The 16,322-nt window shown below is 58.4% G+C and carries 13 protein-coding genes; 4 read left to right on the top strand and 9 right to left on the bottom strand.

Going from position 1 to position 16,322, the window contains the following annotated elements:
* Positions 1 to 235: 235 nt before the first annotated feature.
* The 5 genes from PMX21_RS07680 to PMX21_RS07660 form a co-directional block, all read right to left on the bottom strand.
* Positions 236 to 1,351, bottom strand: coding sequence for an SIS domain-containing protein (locus PMX21_RS07680; protein ID WP_271748863.1), 1,116 nt, complete (start codon positions 1,349 to 1,351; stop codon positions 236 to 238).
* 193 nt (positions 1,352 to 1,544) lie between these two features.
* Positions 1,545 to 2,258, bottom strand: coding sequence for a GntR family transcriptional regulator (locus PMX21_RS07675; protein WP_250787564.1), 714 nt, complete (start codon positions 2,256 to 2,258; stop codon positions 1,545 to 1,547).
* Positions 2,243 to 3,010, bottom strand: coding sequence for a GntR family transcriptional regulator (locus PMX21_RS07670; protein WP_196022646.1), 768 nt, complete (start codon positions 3,008 to 3,010; stop codon positions 2,243 to 2,245). The genes PMX21_RS07675 and PMX21_RS07670 overlap by 16 nt, the downstream gene beginning before the upstream one ends.
* Positions 3,011 to 3,048: 38 nt before the next feature.
* Positions 3,049 to 3,537, bottom strand: coding sequence for a hypothetical protein (locus PMX21_RS07665; protein ID WP_271748862.1), 489 nt, complete (start codon positions 3,535 to 3,537; stop codon positions 3,049 to 3,051).
* A gap of 250 nt (positions 3,538 to 3,787) precedes the next feature.
* Positions 3,788 to 4,816, bottom strand: coding sequence for a LacI family DNA-binding transcriptional regulator (locus PMX21_RS07660; protein ID WP_271748861.1), 1,029 nt, complete (start codon positions 4,814 to 4,816; stop codon positions 3,788 to 3,790).
* Positions 4,817 to 4,999: 183 nt separating this feature from the next.
* Between PMX21_RS07660 and murB the strand changes: the two genes are divergently transcribed.
* Positions 5,000 to 5,962 carry a UDP-N-acetylmuramate dehydrogenase gene (murB, locus tag PMX21_RS07655; protein WP_161144584.1) on the top strand — a complete coding sequence of 321 codons (963 nt, stop codon included), beginning with the start codon at positions 5,000 to 5,002 and terminating at the stop codon, positions 5,960 to 5,962.
* Positions 5,963 to 6,190: 228 nt separating this feature from the next.
* On the opposite strand, the gene PMX21_RS07650 is transcribed toward murB, so the two are convergent.
* Entirely contained in the window at positions 6,191 to 7,396 is a 1,206-nt protein-coding gene (locus PMX21_RS07650; protein WP_006235871.1) for a coiled-coil domain-containing protein, read from the bottom strand.
* Between the two features lie 266 nt (positions 7,397 to 7,662).
* Between PMX21_RS07650 and galE the strand changes: the two genes are divergently transcribed.
* From galE to PMX21_RS07635, 3 genes are all read left to right on the top strand, one after another.
* Positions 7,663 to 8,724 (top strand): UDP-glucose 4-epimerase GalE, encoded by a 1,062-nt coding sequence (gene galE / locus PMX21_RS07645; RefSeq protein WP_006235870.1) that lies wholly within the window; start codon positions 7,663 to 7,665, stop codon positions 8,722 to 8,724.
* A gap of 208 nt (positions 8,725 to 8,932) precedes the next feature.
* Complete coding sequence (gene malQ, locus PMX21_RS07640) at positions 8,933 to 10,450, top strand: 4-alpha-glucanotransferase (protein WP_271748860.1); 1,518 nt, start codon at positions 8,933 to 8,935, stop codon at positions 10,448 to 10,450.
* 128 nt (positions 10,451 to 10,578) lie between these two features.
* Positions 10,579 to 12,846, top strand: a complete 2,268-nt coding sequence (locus tag PMX21_RS07635) for a glycogen/starch/alpha-glucan phosphorylase (protein WP_271748859.1) — start codon at positions 10,579 to 10,581, stop codon at positions 12,844 to 12,846.
* Positions 12,847 to 13,303: 457 nt separating this feature from the next.
* Here PMX21_RS07635 and PMX21_RS07630 read toward each other — a convergent pair whose 3' ends face one another.
* From PMX21_RS07630 to PMX21_RS07620, 3 genes are all read right to left on the bottom strand, one after another.
* Positions 13,304 to 14,503, bottom strand: coding sequence for an ABC transporter ATP-binding protein (locus tag PMX21_RS07630; RefSeq protein ID WP_035137764.1), 1,200 nt, complete (start codon positions 14,501 to 14,503; stop codon positions 13,304 to 13,306).
* 68 nt (positions 14,504 to 14,571) lie between these two features.
* The gene (locus PMX21_RS07625) at positions 14,572 to 15,411 is read right to left on the bottom strand and encodes a carbohydrate ABC transporter permease (protein WP_271748857.1); all 840 of its coding nucleotides are present in this window, start codon (positions 15,409 to 15,411) and stop codon (positions 14,572 to 14,574) included.
* Positions 15,411 to 16,265, bottom strand: coding sequence for a carbohydrate ABC transporter permease (locus PMX21_RS07620; RefSeq protein ID WP_006235864.1), 855 nt, complete (start codon positions 16,263 to 16,265; stop codon positions 15,411 to 15,413). The genes PMX21_RS07625 and PMX21_RS07620 overlap by 1 nt, the downstream gene beginning before the upstream one ends.
* Positions 16,266 to 16,322 lie beyond the last annotated feature (57 nt).

Below are 16,322 nucleotides of genomic sequence, written 5' to 3'. Positions count from 1 at the left end.
TGAGCTCGTCCCAGGTGCCGCCGACGCCCATCAGGAACACGGCGTCGTAGCCCTCGTCGGCGACCTTGTCGGCGAGCGCGGTCATCTTCTTGCCGGTCTCGTAGAGCGCCTTGCCGTCCTCGAGATAGCCCTCCTGGTCGAAATGCATGATCTCGATCTTCTCGGTTTCCTTCATTTGTCTCTCCTTTCTGGGGTTGTTTCCACATCCCCCATGCCAACGGGCATCAAAACCCGCTTACATTCCGTAACACTCGGCCGCTTTGGCCTTAAGCGCATTGACTGACTCTTCGTAGCCCTCTGCCTTGACCTCCATTTGCTTGGAGACGGCATCAAGATACGGGTGCACGTCCCATGACTTCAGACGCTCGGCTATCATGGCCGCAATCGTCTGGAAGAACACAAGATTGGGAATTGCGCTGAGCAGCGGAGCCACCTGAGGCACCGCAACCTCGTGAGCCCTACCCTTGGGATGGGCCGTGAGCAGCACCGTTTTTGTCGTAACGTTCGATAGCGCATCAGCGATATTCGCAAGACGCTCCGACCCCTGCGGATCGTCGACAATAAACACCAGATAGCCTGGAGTTATCTGCATCTCGGGACCGTGGACGAACTCCTCGCCTTCGTGATGCATGGCAGGAATCTTGATGGTCTCGCTCAGCTTGAGGGCCGCCTCTTCGGCAACGCCATAGTTGGGGCCGTTGCCGACGACCATGGCGGGCGTGTGCTCAGAAAGCTCGAGCATGTGGTCTTGGACATATGCCTCGGCGGTCTTGCACATCACGGCATTGGCATGGATAGCCTCGCGCAGGTCGTCAAGACGCTGGGCAACGCCCTTGGCGTCAATCGTTCCGCGCGCCTGACCGCCGTAAATGCCAAAGAGCACCAGGTACTCAACGAGCACCTCGACGCCCAGAGTCACAAAGTCCACCGACTCGACGCCCACACCGTAGTCAAGAACGATGTCAGCGTGTTCCTTGATGGGTGCCTCGACGTTTGCCGTGAGCGCAACTGCAGCCATATCGTGTGCGCGCATGTAATCGAGCGCCGCAATCGTATTGGTCGAATAGCCACTCTGCGAAACGGCAATGTTGAGCACATGCTGCGGATAGGTGTGTTCAAAATCGACGAAGGCCTCGGGCGTCACAACGGACACCTGCATTTGCAGGGCATCTTGCAGGTAATCGCGGGCGCAATCGGCGGCATGGCGCGACGAACCCGAAGCAACGATGCGCAGCGCGTCAAAAGAACCGGACTGGAAAATATCAACGAGCTGCGCTACCAGCTCAGACGAACGCTCGAGGTTCTCCCCCATACGCACATGGGCAAGCTGAACGTAATCGAGCATCTTCATCGTCTCACCTCGTAACAAATCATTAGTATTTGATACCAATCACAGTTATAGGTTACGGCTTTTTGATACCTCTTTGTCGATTAATTTATCCCCATCGGCGAACGGTCGATTTTGAGCCCTGTAAGGTTGTATATACAGCTGACCCAACGATCAAAACTGGTTAGTTTCCCAGCCGTTATTCACAGAATACCAGCTAGTACGTATAGGTGTAGCCGCCCGTATCGCCACGATTGAAGGACTTTACATACTCGATAGCCTGACCGCTCGCGTCATAGCTCACGCATTCCAAAAGCAAAACAAGATCGCCCTGTTCCAGTCCAAGGAGGCCGGCATCTCGTGCGCCCAGCGCTTCGATATCGAGCTTTTCCTGTGCCATGACTGGCTTTCGGCCCAGCATCTCATAGGTCTCGTACAAACTGAAGACCGACACGTCAATATCTTCGATGGTTGGGAACAGCAGGCAGGGAATCAGCGCCGTCTCAATCGATACGGGGCTACCGTTTATGCAGTTCAGGCGTCGAACGGAATAGAGCAGGTCGTCCTCGGCGATGCCAAACAGGTCGGCGTAATATGGCCCCGCATAACGCTTGGAACGCGCGAGAATACGGACGGACGGCTCGCCGCCCGAAGCACGGACCGATTCACGGAAACCGACCGTGCGTTCAAAAAAAGCAGGTACTTTCTGCGCCACAAAGGCACCTTTTCCCCGAACACGGCGAATCTGCCCGCGCCGAACCAGCTCATCGACAGCGCTTCGGATGGTCAAGCGTGTCGTACCAAATTCCTCGGCAAGGTCTTTTTCGGACGGAATCATGGAACCCGTGGGATATATACCGCGCTCGATACGTTCCTCGATGCGGCGTCGAATGCGCATATAAACCGGGGTGGCATCTACTGTTTCAGCCATTGTTCACCTGCCACGCTCCTCATGCCGTTCTCTTCGCCGTTATCGGCAAAGCGGAACTTTGTGGGCAAAATCACCGATTTGCAATGCTCCACAAAACGCATGTCCTTATCAAATTCGATCGAGCTCTCATAGAACACCGGCGTTCCCTCTTCTTGCTGGAGCAGCTCGGCCTCTTCGGCGTTCAAACGCGAGATGGAGATATGCTCACGTCCATGCTCAACACGCACGCCACCTTCTTTGAGCAAGACATCGTAAAGGCTCTCACACTCAAAATCGTGCTCGGGAAGCGCGGGGCACAGGGACAGGTTAACGTGAGCGGTCTCGATTGACGCCGGCTCGCCCTCTATAAGTCGAATGCGCTGCATGCGGAGTAAAGGAGCGCCCACAGCCACCCCAAGCTTGTCGGCAAGCGCCTCATCCGCCTCGATGGTCCCGGTGGAAACCAGACGAGAAGAGGGGTGCAGGCCGGCAGTCCGCACAGCATCGGAAAAGTTATACGTTTCCTGGAAGATATTCAGTGGCTTGGGAGGACACACATACGTACCCGATCCGCGACGGCTCTCGAGCGTTCCACACGAGATGAGCCGCGTGATACCGGCGCGCAACGCCGTACGCGAAACGCCAATCTCTTCGCACAGCACGCGCTCAGCCGGCAGGCGATCGCCGCCGGCAAGCTGGTGGTGCTGGATATACCAAAGAATTCCCTCAACAGCACGATCTTTGGGGGGAATTGCATAAGATTCGCCTGCCATTGCACAGACTCCTCATTCAGAAACGTATGCCGCCAAAATTAGACCAGCCCTCCCATGGCATCAAATTCGGCCTTGATCTTCTCGGCGACATTCCGATACGACTTATATAGACTTGAATCGCGTTTGACTTCGTCGGTCATAACGGGAATCTCTAATTTGGAAACCTCGTCTTTTCCCGTCTGAACCGCCACAACAACGCCCATACCAAGACACATATTACGCTTGGCGGCATTCATTTTTGCCGCCTTAGCGGGATTTGCCAGGATACGCTGGGCAAATTCCTGTTTTGAGACCACTTCCTCGGCCTCCGGATCGCCCGCCTCGGCTACTTCGCACTGCAACACGTCCGCATAGTCAAAAATCTTCGGCTCGCCGCCGCGCTGATGCACGGCCCACTTGCGGCGCGTGGCATCCTGGTAGATGGCCGGCAAAAATGTAAACCGCGGCGGGTCCAAAATCGTATCCGTGATGGTAAACACATCGGGATCAAAGGCATCCTGCGGGTTTTTCTTCTTGAACAGCCCCATATCAGCCTCCCGTACTAGCATTAAACAACTCAAGCTGAATATAGCACCAATTTCAAGCCGCTGCCTTACCCTATCGGTACGCGGCGTCTATGGCTCGCCCAGCGGAAAAGTTCACGGACGAGGGCCGGGGAGGCATACTTTGTTTTGAGAAGTGGGCTCCGCGAACTTCTCAAAACAAAGTATGCCTCCCCGGCCCCGCCGGCAAATAACGGACACTCCGCATGCAATCTATGCAAACAAACAAGTGCGCTTAGCTATATTCGGTAAGATCAAGCACACTGCCCTTCACGATAAGCGCCGGTTCCAGAACGACCTCTTCGGCACGCTTACCGCCCCTACCGGCAAGACGCTTGGACATGCAGGCAAAAGCATGCTCCGCAAGGACACCGGGATCCTGCTCAATCGCAGTCAGCGCCGGCTCAAAGAGAACGTCGGCCGCCGAGTTGTCATAGCTTACGACCGAGATATCGCCTGGGATGCTCTTCCCCATCTCGTGCAAGCGCTTGAGCAGACCGAGGGCAATGTTATCCGAGCTTGCAAACACGGCGGTGGCATCGGTTGCAAGCACCGCCTCCGAGGCCTCGTAGGCGCTCGGGATGTAATATTCGCTCTCAAACTCCAGGCGCGCGTCGATGGGCAGTCCCACCTCGCGCAGCGCGCGCTCGTAACCGGCAAGTCGCTTACGCCCCGTATTGGAACGGCGCGCGTTAACCAGGCAGGCAATACGGCGGTGGCCTTGCTCAATCAGATAGCGGGTGGCCATATAGCCGCCCATCTCGTGGTCGAACATCACCTTGTCGCACTCGAGCCCCTCAATGGCACGGTCGACCATCACGGCAGGGATAGGCAGATGGCTGACTTCTTCGCGCAGGGCGCGGTCGTCGGAGAACTCGTCGCCCACGACCAGGAAGACGCCATCAACGCCGCGCGTTACCAGCTGGCGCAGCAGCTCCAGATCGTCATCGGCACTTCCGCCCGAGCTGGTAATAAAGAGCGCATAGCCGTCCTCGCGGCAGCGCTTTTCCAAGCTGCCGGCAAGCGAGGCAAAAAAGCGGCTCTCGATGTTAGGGACGATAAGGCCCAGCGTGCGCGACTCGCGCATGACCAGGCTACGCGCAATCTGGTTGGGAACATAGTGGTTGCGCGCCGCGACCTCTTTGATGAGCTTGCGGTTTTCTTCCGAGATGCGACAAGGCCGATTATTGAGCACAAGCGAGACCGACGAGGGGGAAAGCCCCACCTCCTGGGCGATCTGCTTGAGGGTGACTTTGTTGGCCATCTCGCTCCTTCCGGGTTTACGCGCAATCTCTTGAAAATATAGCGACTACCCCTCTACCTCGGTGATAAACACTTTACCAATCCGGTAGACGGCTGTTTTATCGCCGCCAGCGCACCAAATCCGTCCGGGTGGGGTATATTGCAATCGATTGATGACAACGACCACCAAAAGGCGGATATTCGTATGCACGAGAACGACTTTTTTAACGAGGACCTGCTGTGCGCGCTTGCTGGCGTTGCCGGCGAGGACAACGTGCTGATGAGCGAGCCCATGCGCGAGCACACCACGTTTAAGATCGGCGGCCCGGCCGACGTCTTTGTCACGCCCGATACCGAGCAGGGCCTCGTCGCCACGCTCGATACCTGCTATCGCTGCGATCTGCCCCTCACCATCGTGGGCAACGGCTCCGACCTGCTCGTCGGCGACAAGGGCATCCGCGGCGTCGTCGTGGCGCTGGGCGAGGGACTCTCCGACATTACGGTCGACGGCACGCACGTCACGGCGGCAGCCGGCGCCTTGCTTTCCGATGTCGCCGCTGCGGCAGCCGAGGCCGGTCTCACCGGCATGGAGCCCATCTCGGGCATCCCCGGATCGGTCGGCGGCGCCTGCTACATGAACGCCGGTGCCTACGGTGCCTGCATGGCCGATGTGCTAGAGTCCGTGCGCGTCTACAAACCCGCTCGCCAGCTCGACGACGGCACCCGCGGCAGCGGCAACATCATCGAGTTCGATGTCGACGAACTCAACCTGGGTTATCGAAAGAGCCGCATCGCCGATGACGGCTTTATCGTGCTTTCGGCCACTTTCAATCTCGCCCCGGGCAACGCCGCGATGATCAAGGCCGACATGGACGACTACCGCCAGCGCCGCGAGGACAAACAGCCGCTCGACATGCCGAGCGCCGGCTCCACTTTTAAGCGCCCCGAGGGTTACTTTGCCGGCAAACTCATCATGGATGCCGGCCTGCGAGGACACGCCGTTGGCGGCGCGCAGGTGAGCGAGAAGCACTGCGGCTTCATCGTCAACGCCGACCACGCCACCGCCGCCGATGTCGACGAACTCATCCGCCACATCCAGGCAACCGTCAAAGACCAATTCAACGTAGACCTAGAACCCGAAGTCCACCGAGTAGGCGAATTTTTATAAAAAAGAAGGCCCCGAAAGGGGCCTTCGCCATATTTATTCAGATAACCCAGTCCGGTGTGTGGCGTATTGGATCCGAGAGGTCCGTGGCTGCCCGGAAGGCATTAGGTTGATCGCGAGTTCCGCACGAGCCGGAGAGCACTTAATGTGCTCTCCGTGCGAGCAGGACTGTCCGAGCAGGCAACCTAATGCCTTCCGGGCAGCCACGGACCAACTTACTTCAAACCGCCGTTACGACAGTGCAATACCGCCAAGCCAGCCCCAACGCACGCCAGAGCCAGTGCCATAGAAGCTAATAAACGAATCGAGCGACTTAGACGTAATGGCACCCTCGTTGCTCATAACGATGCCGCCGCCAACGTAGATACCCACATGACCGTAGATAAGGCCCGGAGCACCCGTGCCGCTGTGCGAGGAATCGGCCACGATCATGCCCACCTGCAGCGCCGAGCGGTCGGAGCTATAGCACCAGGCGTTAAACATGTCGCACGCATTGCCTCCAAAGTAGCCAACGCCGGCGTTACGGAAGACATTGGTGACCCACGCCGCGCACCAGTTCTGACCCGGCGAAGGCGTGGAGTAGCACGCGTTGACGACAGCCTGCTGCTTGCCCGAGCCGGCATTCTGCTGCGGAGTTCCGGGCGCGTACGATCCACCACCCGAGCTCGAACCACCCGAGTAGGAATTGTTCTTGTTCGCGGCAGCCGCGGCAGCGGCAGCCTTCCTAGCGGCCTCCTCAGCCTGGGCGGCAGCGAGGATCTCGGAATCGCGCTGAGCCATGAGCTCCTTGACGTCGTCGGAAAGACCGTTCAGCACGGTCTGGACTTCTTGCTGCTTGGCCTGCATGTCCTGCATCTGGGCAGTCTGCTGGTCCTTGAGCTTCTCTAAGTCGGCCTTCTGCGACTCGAGCTCGGTCTTTTGCGCATCGAGCTCTTCCTGGATGGTCTGAATGTCCTCGATGGCGTCGCGGTCGCTCTTGTTGATCTTCTCAACGTAATGCGCGTTGGCGACGAGTTCCTCAAACGAGCCAGAGGCCAGCAGCAGCGACAGGATGTTCGTGCCGCCGGACTTGTAGCTGGCGGCCACGCGATCGGAAAGGTCGTTGCGCTTCTTCTTGAGCTCGGCCTTCTTTTCATCGATCTGGGCCTGCGTGTCGTCAATCTTGCCCTGGACATTCTCGATGTCGTTGAGGGTCTGGGCATTCTTGTTGGCCAGCGCCGCATACTCATTTGCAATGCTGTCGAGCTGGGCCTGAACCTCGTCGAGCTGGGCCTGGGCGGCATTCAGTTTATCGGTGGTTTCTTTGGAAGCCTCCGCCGCATGGGCGCGAGCGGGCAGGCCAAAAAGAACTGCCGCAGAAGCGGCGCCGAACAGGGCCTTGAGGGCAGTGCGGCGCGAGAGCTCCTGGGAAAGGATGGAATCGCTGTTTGGTGACATATGTACTCCGTTACATGCTTATTTATATGTCGCTCAACTCATACATATTAGCGTACATATGGCGCGTCCCAACGATTTCCACGAACGGCAGGAAACTACAAGGTCAGCGGCTCGTAAGCAAATGTCAAAGATCAGGTTATGCGTACGCAAGCTCTTCTATGAGTACGTTAGCACAATCCTCTGCTTTTCCTACAGCGCACGATTTGGGCGTCCCTGCCTGCGCTATACTCCCCTGAAGAAGTGTTCCTGATTCGATAGGAGACTACATGTCCAAAGCACTCGACCCCAAAGACACCTGCGTCCTCGTTACCGGTGGCGCCGGCTTTATCGGCTCGCACACCGTCGTTCAGCTGCTCGAGGGTGGCTACCAGGTCGTCATCGTCGATGATCTCTCCAACTCCAGCGCCGTCGCCGTCGACCGCGTCAAGACCATCGTGGGCGACGAGGCCGCCAAGAACCTCACCTTCTACGAGGCCAACGTGCTCGACCGCGATGCAATGAACAAGATCTTCGATACCCATCAGATCGACCGCGTCATCCACTTCGCCGGTTTTAAGGCCGTCGGCGAGTCGGTGAGCAAGCCCGTCGAGTACTACCACAACAACATCGAGAACACCCTGGTGCTCATCGACGTCATGCGCAACCATGGCTGCAAGTCCATCATCTTCTCGAGCTCCTCGACCGTCTACGGCGACCCGGACAACCCGCCCGTCACCGAGGAGGATCCTAAGAAGCCCGCGACCAACCCCTATGGTTGGACCAAGTGGATGATCGAGCAGATCCTTATGGACGTCCACACCGCCGACCCCGAGTGGGACGTCGTGCTACTCCGTTATTTCAATCCCATCGGCGCCCATCCGTCGGGCCTGATCGGCGAGGATCCCAAGGGCATCCCCAACAACCTGGTGCCCTATGTCGCCCAGGTCGCCGTGGGCAAGCTCGAGGCCGTTCAGGTCTTTGGCAACGACTACCCCACCCCCGACGGCACCGGCGTGCGCGATTACATCCACGTGTGCGATCTGGCATCTGGTCACGTGGCCGCCCTTAACTGGATGAACGGCAAGACCGGCGTCGAGATCTTTAACTTGGGCACCGGCACCGGCACCTCGGTACTCGAGGTCGTCGCCGCCTTCTCCAAGGCTTGTGGCAAGGAGCTGCCCTACGTGATCCGCGAGCGCCGCGCCGGCGACATCGCTGCCAACTGGTGCGATGCCTCCAAGGCCGAGCGCATGATGGGCTGGAAGGCCCAGTACGACATCGCGGACATGTGCCGCGATAGCTGGAACTGGCAGAGCCACAACCCCAACGGCTTCGCCGACGCCGAGTAGCAAAAACCTACATACCGCTCTTGCCCCGATCTCACGTTGTGAGGTCGGGGCTTTTTCATGGCATGTAACCATTCGCCGAAAATCGACCAACTTTTTTATCTTGCCTGTACATGTTTAAACAACATGTTTTACAATAGGCGTATCGAATCAGAACATCGGAGGCGGACTGCACACCCATCGGCAGGCCGACCCCACAACAAGAAGGTTGGTGAGCGCATTCATGGAGCGTGCAAGCGGCGTCCTCATGCCCGTCTCATCTCTGCCCGGACCATACGGAATCGGCGGCTTTGGCTGGAATGCCTACGACTTCGTCGATTTTCTCGCCTCGTGCAAACAACATTACTGGCAGATTCTGCCCCTTACGACGACCAGCTATGGCGATTCGCCCTATCAGTCGTTCTCGGCCCGCGCAGGCAACCCCAACTTTATCGACTTTGCTGAGCTTATCGAGGCAGGGTATCTGGAGCAGCGCGATATCGATGGCGTGTATCTGGGATCCGACCCCAGCAATGTCGACTACGGTGCTATCTTTGGCGGCCGCCGTCAGATTCTCGACCGAGCCGCCGAGCGCTTTGCTGCCGACAAGCCGGCCGATTTCGATGACTTTATCCAGGCCAACGGGGACTGGCTCATCCCCTACTGTGAGTTCATGACCGTCAAAGAGGAGTGCGGTCTCAAGGCGTTTTGGGAGTGGCCCGCGGAGCTCCGCACCCGCGGTGAGGCTTCCGCCAAGGTCTGCGCCGACCATCCGGCGCGTATGCTCTACCACCAGATGACGCAGTACTTCTTCGATCGCCAGTGGAGCCGCCTCAAGGCCTATGCCAACGAGCGCGACATTCTCATCATCGGCGACCTGCCCATCTATGTCTCGCGTGACTCCGTCGAGATGTGGGCGACGCCTGAGCTCTTTAAGATCGACGCCGCCGGCAATCCCGTGAGCGTCGCCGGCACGCCGCCCGACCAGTTCTCGGCCACCGGCCAGTACTGGGGCAACCCCATCTACGACTGGGACGCCATGGAGTCCGACGGCTTCTCCTGGTGGGAGGGCCGCATTCGCGCCGCCCTCGACATGTACGACGTCATCCGCCTGGATCACTTCCGCGGCTTCGAGGCCTATTGGGAGGTGCCGTTCTCCTCGCCCGATTCGTCCTACGGTTCGTGGACGCAGGGTCCCGGCCTCAAGTTCTTCAAGACGCTCGAGGAAAAGCTCGGCACGCTGCCCATCATCGCCGAGGACCTGGGCTTCCTCACCCCCGGCGTCATCGACATGCGCGACAACTCGGGCTTCCCCGGCATGAAGATCCTGCAGTTTGCCTTTGAGGGCACCAACTCGTACTACCTGCCGCATAACTACATCGCCAACACCGTCGCCTATGTGGGCACCCACGACAACGAGACGGCGCGCGGTTGGTTTGAGGGAACGGCCACCCCGCGTCAGCGCGAGCAGGCAGCCCTGTACACCCATCAGCAGGCCGGCGAACCCATGGCAGATGCACTCAATCGCACCATCGCCGCCAGCGTGAGTGACACGTGCATCTACACCATGCAAGACCTGCTCAACTTGGGCAACGAGGCGCGCATCAACACCCCTGCCACGCTGGGCGGCAACTGGACCTGGCGCATGCTCGACGGCGCCATCACCCGCGAGCTCGAGCACAAACTCACTGACTGGACCGAGACCTACTTCCGCATCCCGTCGGAAGCCAAAATCGAGTTTCCTCAATAGGAGCTACCGCGCCCGACCCCTCCCCACCGTGCGGACGCGCTTGCTTTTCCCGCGCGAGGCCACCCCAATCCCCTCGCGCGGGCTTCTTATGAATTGCAGACATGAAACAACCCATCACAGGAGAAAACATGCCCCAAATTAACCTCATGGAACTCGCCGAGCAGTCTTTTGGCACCTCGCTCGAGCAGCTCGACGACCGTCGCATTTACAAGCTGCTGGTCAAACTCGTGCAGGAGCGCTCCGCCGCCTGCCCGCTCAACAACGGCAAGAAAAAGCTCTATTACATTTCCGCCGAATTTTTGATCGGCAAGCTGCTCATCAACAACATGATCGACCTCGGCATCTACGACGAGGTTAAGGACCAGCTCACCGCCGCAGGCCACGACCTCAACAAGATCGAGGAATTCGAGGTCGAGCCGTCACTCGGCAACGGCGGCCTGGGCCGCTTGGCCGCATGCTTCCTGGATTCCATCGCCACGCTGGGCTTGACCGGCGATGGCGTGGGCCTCAACTATCACTACGGTCTGTTCCGTCAGCGCTTTGTCGACAACCAGCAGAAGGCCGTCCCCGACGAGTGGCTCGGTGAGCAGGACATCCTGGTCGACGATGACCGCTCCTACACCGTCGAGTTCGGCGATTTTGCCGTTACCTCCAAGCTCGTCAACATCGATGTGCCCGGTTACGGCCAGCCCACCAAGAACCGCCTGCGCCTGTTCGACCTGGCGAGCGTCGACGACGGCCTGGTCCCCGGCAGCTCCATCGACTTCGACAAGACCGAGATCGCCAAGAACCTCACCTTGTTCCTCTACCCCGACGATTCCGACGAGCAGGGCCGCCTACTTCGCATCTATCAGGAGTACTTCATGGTGAGCAACGCCGCCCAGCTCCTGATCGACGAGGCCGTCGAGCGCGGCAGCAACCTGCACGATCTGGCCGATTACGCCGTTGTCCAGATCAACGACACGCACCCCACCATGGTCATCCCCGAGCTCATTCGCTTGCTCACCACCGAGCATGGCATCGAGTTTGACGAGGCCGTGACCATCGTACGCTCCATGGTCGCCTACACTAACCACACGATTCTTGCCGAGGCGCTCGAGAAGTGGCCGCTCGCCAGCCTGCAGAAGGTCTCCCCTGCCATCGCCGACATTATCGTCAAGCTCGATGAGATCGCGAAAGCCGAGCACGATGACCCGCGCGTCGCCATCATCGACGAGCACAACACCGTCCACATGGCCCACATGGACATCCACTTTGGCTTCTCCATCAACGGCGTAGCCGCCCTCCACACCAAGATCCTGGAGGACACCGAGCTTCATCCGTTCTACGAGATCTATCCCGAGAAGTTCTCCAACAAGACCAACGGCATCACCTTCCGCCGCTGGATCCATGGGGCCAACCCCGCGCTCGCCAGCCTGCTCGACGATGTGATCGGCACCGACTGGCGCAGCACCGGCGATCTGAGCAAACTCGCCAAGCTCGCCGACGACAAGGACGTTCTTGAGCGCCTGGCCGCCACCAAGGTCGAGGCCAAGGCCATCATGCGCCAGTTCATGGCGCTCGAGCAGGGCGTGACCATTCCCTCCAACGCCATCATCGACGTCCAGGTCAAGCGCATCCACGAGTACAAGCGTCAGCAGATGCTCGCGCTCTACATCATCTGGAAGTACCTCGATATCAAGAACGGCAACAGACCTAAGCACCCCGTCACCATCATCTTTGGCGGCAAGGCGGCGCCTGCCTACACTATCGCGCAGGACATCATCCATCTGATCTTGACGCTGTCGCAGTGGATTGCAAACGACCCCGACGTGGCTCCCTACCTGCAGGTCGTCATGATCGAGAACTACAACGTCACCGCCGCCGAGCGCGTGATCCCCGCCGCTGACATCTCCGAGCAGATCAGCCTGGCCTCCAAGGAGGCGAGCGGCACCTCCAACATGAAGTTCATGCTCAACGGCGCCCTAACCCTGTGCACGCTCGACGGCGCCAACGTGGAGATTGCCGAGCTCGTGGGCGACGAGAACATCTATACCTTTGGTGCCTCGTCCAAACAGGTCGAGCAGCTCTACGCCGACGGCGCCTATGACGCCGGTGCGCTCTACCGCAAGCCCGGCATTAAACTGCTGGTGGACTTCATCACCAACCCCGCCTTTATGGCGACCGGCAACGCCGAGCGCCTGCAGCGCCTGCACGACGACATTAAGGGCAAGGACTGGTTTATGGCCCTGCTCGACATCGAGGAGTACATCCAAACCAAGGAGCGCGTGCTGGCCGACTACGAGGACCAGGACGCCTGGATGCGCAAGGCGCTCATCAATATCGCCAACGCCGGCACCTTCTCGTCCGACCGCACCATCTCCCAGTACAACGACGAGATCTGGCACCTGAACTAATTTCGCTTCCCTTACCCATCCTCCTGAGAAACGGAGTCGTGGCAACACGGCTCCGTTTTTTGTGCCCGCACGTTACCCTGTGACCCGACTCGACCAAACAATCTCGATCCATAACAACTACTCAACCAAAACGGTCCCAACTGTTACAGATTGAGACATACCAGCCCCTCCCCTTGGGTTTATCTCAACCTGTAACATCTAGCAGCTGAAATTCACCTTTGGTGTTACAGATTTAGATGAAATGGTTAGCTCAGCGGAACCGTCTCGATCTGTAACATCTAACGTCCGAAATCAGCCTCACCCGTTACAGATCGAGACAAACGACCGGTCAGACAGCCCCAACACAAAGAAAGGCTCCCCTCTCGCCCAGTGGACGGGAGGGGAGCCTTATATGTGACCGCGGCAAAAGGATGGCAATACCGCAGCCGCCCAAAGGGAGGGCCTGGATGCACCGGGCCTAGATAAGGTTCTTGCCAGAGACCTTATCGAAGAGGTGGGTCGCGTTCTTCTCGAACTTGAACCAGATGGTGTCGCCAGCCTTGAGCGCGCCCTTGGCCTCGAGGTCGACGACGGGGATAATCAGGACAAACTGGCCGTCGGGAGCGGTCACGTGGACATGCTCGGTCGAGCCCATGAGCTCGGTCACCTCGACGGTACCCTGGAGCGCGCCCTCCTCGCCCTTGTCGGCAAGCAGGATCTGCTCGGGACGCACACCGGCCGTAATCTCCTTCACGTCGCCGCCGTCCCAGTTGAGGGCAAGCTGAGCGCAAGTCTCGGGGGCGAGCGCCACGTTCATATCCTCGGTCTTGACGGTAAAGCCGTTGCCCGAGCGCACCAGCTGGGCATCGAAGAAGTTCATCTGCGGCACGCCGATGAAGCCGGCGACGAAGATGTTCGCGGGATGGTTGAAGACCTCCTGCGGCGTGGCGATCTGCTGGACAACGCCGTCCTTCATGACCACGATACGGTCACCGAGGGTCATAGCCTCGGTCTGGTCGTGAGTAACATAAATGAACGTGCCCTTGATCTCGTGGCGCAGCTTAATGAGCTCGGCACGCATCTGGTTACGAAGCTTGGCGTCCAGGTTGGACAGCGGCTCGTCCATCAGGAAGACCTTGGGGTCACGCACGATGGCGCGGCCGATAGCGACACGCTGACGCTGGCCGCCGGAGAGCGCCTTGGGCTTACGGTCGAGGTACTCGGTAATGCCCAGAATCTCGGCAGCAGAGCGAACCTTGCGGTCGATCTCGTCCTTGGGAACCTTCTTGAGCTCGAGCGTAAATGCCATGTTCTCGTACACCGTCATATTGGGGTACAGAGCGTAGCTCTGGAACACCATGGCGATGTCGCGGTCCTTGGGCGCCACGTCGTTGACACGCTTGCCGTCGATGAGCACATCGCCCGAGGTAATGTCCTCCAGGCCGGCGACCATGCGCATCGTCGTGGACTTACCGCAGCCAGAGGGGCCAACGAGGACGACGAACTCCTGGTCGTGAACGGTGAGGTTGAAGTCCTCTACAGCGAGCACACCGTCCTCGGTAACCTTGAGGTTGTGCTTCTTCTCCTCGGTCTTCTTCTTTTTGCCAAAGAAGCCTTTCTTTTTTGACTCGTTGTTGGGATACACCTTCTGAACATGTTTGAGAACGATCTCGGCCATGTCTCTACCTTTCGATATGCGGCGCCGCGCTGAGGGGCGCCGCAGAAACTTGCAAAACAGTTACGGCATCAGCCCTTGACGGCACCTGCCACCACGCCGTCGATGATGTACTTCTGACAGAGGATGTACATGATAACGATGGGGATAACGACCATCATGATGCAGGCCATCATGGGGCCGAGCTCGACGTGGCCGTAGCCGCCGCGGAAGTACTGGATCAAGATAGGAATGGTCTTGTACTTGGTGGAGTCGAGCGTAAGGTAGGGCAGCAGATAGTCGTTCCAGACCCACATGGTCTCGAGGATGCCGACCGAAAGATAGGTGGGCTTCATGATGGGAAGGACGATCTTAAAGAACACCTGGACCGGGTTGCAGCCATCAATCATGGCCGCCTCCTCGATCTCGAGCGGGATGTTCTTTACAAAACCGGCGAACATAAAGACCGCCAGGCCCGCGCCAAAGCCGAGGTAGATAAAGCAGATGTTGAACGGCGTGTTGAAGCCGATGCGGTCCGCCAAATTGGACAGCGTGAACATGAGCATCTGGAACGGCACGACCATCGAGAACACGAACAGGTAATAGAAGAAGTTCGAGATCTTGTTGTTGACACGAACCACGTACCAAGCGCACATGGAGCAGCACACCAAGATCAGCACGACCGACGTGACCGTGATGATGAGCGAGTACATAAATGCCGAGGCAAAGCCCTGCTCGTTAAGGGCGTGCATGTAGTTTGCGAGGCCGTTGAACGTCTCGGGCGTGAGCAGATCGAACGCCGTGGTGGTGCTGATTGCAGTTCCCTTTTTAAAGGAATTGAGCGCAATCATGAACACGGGGTAGATCCACGCGAGCGACAGGATCGTAAAGAAAATCGAGAGCGCGCGGTTGATAACCTTATCGCGTTTCATTACTGCTGCACCTCCTTGGACCTCGTGGCCTTAAGCTGGATCATGGAGATGGCCACGACCAGGATGCAGAAGATAACCGCCTTGGCCTGACCAATGCCCTGCCATGCGATACCGGCACGCGAATAGAACGTGTTGTAGATGTTCAGGGCGAGCATCTCGGTGGAGTGCGCGGGGGCGCCGCCGGTAAGGGCGAGGTTCTGGTCGAACAGCTTAAAGCCGTTGGTGATGGACAGGAACAGGCAGATGGTGATGGTCGGCATCAGGTTAGGGATCTTAACCTTCCAAAACGTCTGCCATGCCGTAGCGCCATCGACCTTGGCGGCCTCGATGTAGTCGGACGGAATGGACTGCAGACCAGCGATGTAGATGATCATCATGTAGCCGACCTGCTGCCACAGGGTCAGGATGATAAGGCCCCAGAAGCCAGCAGCAGAGTTAAGAGCGATGAGCTGGGCGCCCACGTTGGAGAGCAGGCAGTTGATCAGAATCTGCCAAATGTAGCCCAGCACGATGCCGCCGATCAGGTTAGGCATAAAGAAGATCGTACGGAAGATGTTGGTGCCTTTGAGCGCCTTGCGGGTGAGCGCCTGCGCAATGGCCAGGGCGATCACGTTGATGAGCACCGTCGACAGGAAGGCAAACGCCACGGTAAAGAAGAACGACGTGGAGAACTGCGGATCGGACAGCGCGCGCACGTAGTTCTCGATACCGACAAAGTGCGCGTTACTAATGATAATAAACTGGCAGAACGAGAGATAGAAGCCCTGGATAAAAGGGATCACGAACCCGATCATAAACGCCAGGCACGTGGGCAGCATAAAGAGCGGCCACCAGCGCTTGAGTGCTTTGCCCATAAAAGGGTCCTTTCAATATGCAGGGGGCGGGCAAACCAACGTCTGCCCGCCCCCTGT

It is taken from the genome of Collinsella aerofaciens (assembly GCF_028209885.1).
Taxonomy (GTDB): Bacteria; Actinomycetota; Coriobacteriia; order Coriobacteriales; family Coriobacteriaceae; genus Collinsella; species Collinsella aerofaciens_BA.
This window is presented reverse-complemented; position numbering and strand designations above follow the sequence as displayed.

Excerpts from the sequence above, each read along its gene's own strand:
- PMX21_RS07650 (WP_006235871.1), bottom strand. The coding sequence starts at position 7,396 with ATGTCACCAAACAGCGATTCCATCCTTTCCCAGGAGCTCTCGCGCCGC.
- PMX21_RS07635 (WP_271748859.1), top strand. The coding sequence starts at position 10,579 with ATGCCCCAAATTAACCTCATGGAACTCGCCGAGCAGTCTTTTGGCACC.
- murB (WP_161144584.1), top strand. The coding sequence starts at position 5,000 with ATGCACGAGAACGACTTTTTTAACGAGGACCTGCTGTGCGCGCTTGCT.
- PMX21_RS07625 (WP_271748857.1), bottom strand. The coding sequence starts at position 15,411 with ATGAAACGCGATAAGGTTATCAACCGCGCGCTCTCGATTTTCTTTACG.
- PMX21_RS07660 (WP_271748861.1), bottom strand. The coding sequence starts at position 4,816 with ATGGCCAACAAAGTCACCCTCAAGCAGATCGCCCAGGAGGTGGGGCTT.
- PMX21_RS07630 (WP_035137764.1), bottom strand. The coding sequence starts at position 14,503 with ATGGCCGAGATCGTTCTCAAACATGTTCAGAAGGTGTATCCCAACAAC.
- PMX21_RS07620 (WP_006235864.1), bottom strand. The coding sequence starts at position 16,265 with ATGGGCAAAGCACTCAAGCGCTGGTGGCCGCTCTTTATGCTGCCCACG.
- PMX21_RS07670 (WP_196022646.1), bottom strand. The coding sequence starts at position 3,010 with ATGGCAGGCGAATCTTATGCAATTCCCCCCAAAGATCGTGCTGTTGAG.
- PMX21_RS07680 (WP_271748863.1), bottom strand. The coding sequence starts at position 1,351 with ATGAAGATGCTCGATTACGTTCAGCTTGCCCATGTGCGTATGGGGGAG.
- galE (WP_006235870.1), top strand. The coding sequence starts at position 7,663 with ATGTCCAAAGCACTCGACCCCAAAGACACCTGCGTCCTCGTTACCGGT.
- PMX21_RS07675 (WP_250787564.1), bottom strand. The coding sequence starts at position 2,258 with ATGGCTGAAACAGTAGATGCCACCCCGGTTTATATGCGCATTCGACGC.
- PMX21_RS07665 (WP_271748862.1), bottom strand. The coding sequence starts at position 3,537 with ATGGGGCTGTTCAAGAAGAAAAACCCGCAGGATGCCTTTGATCCCGAT.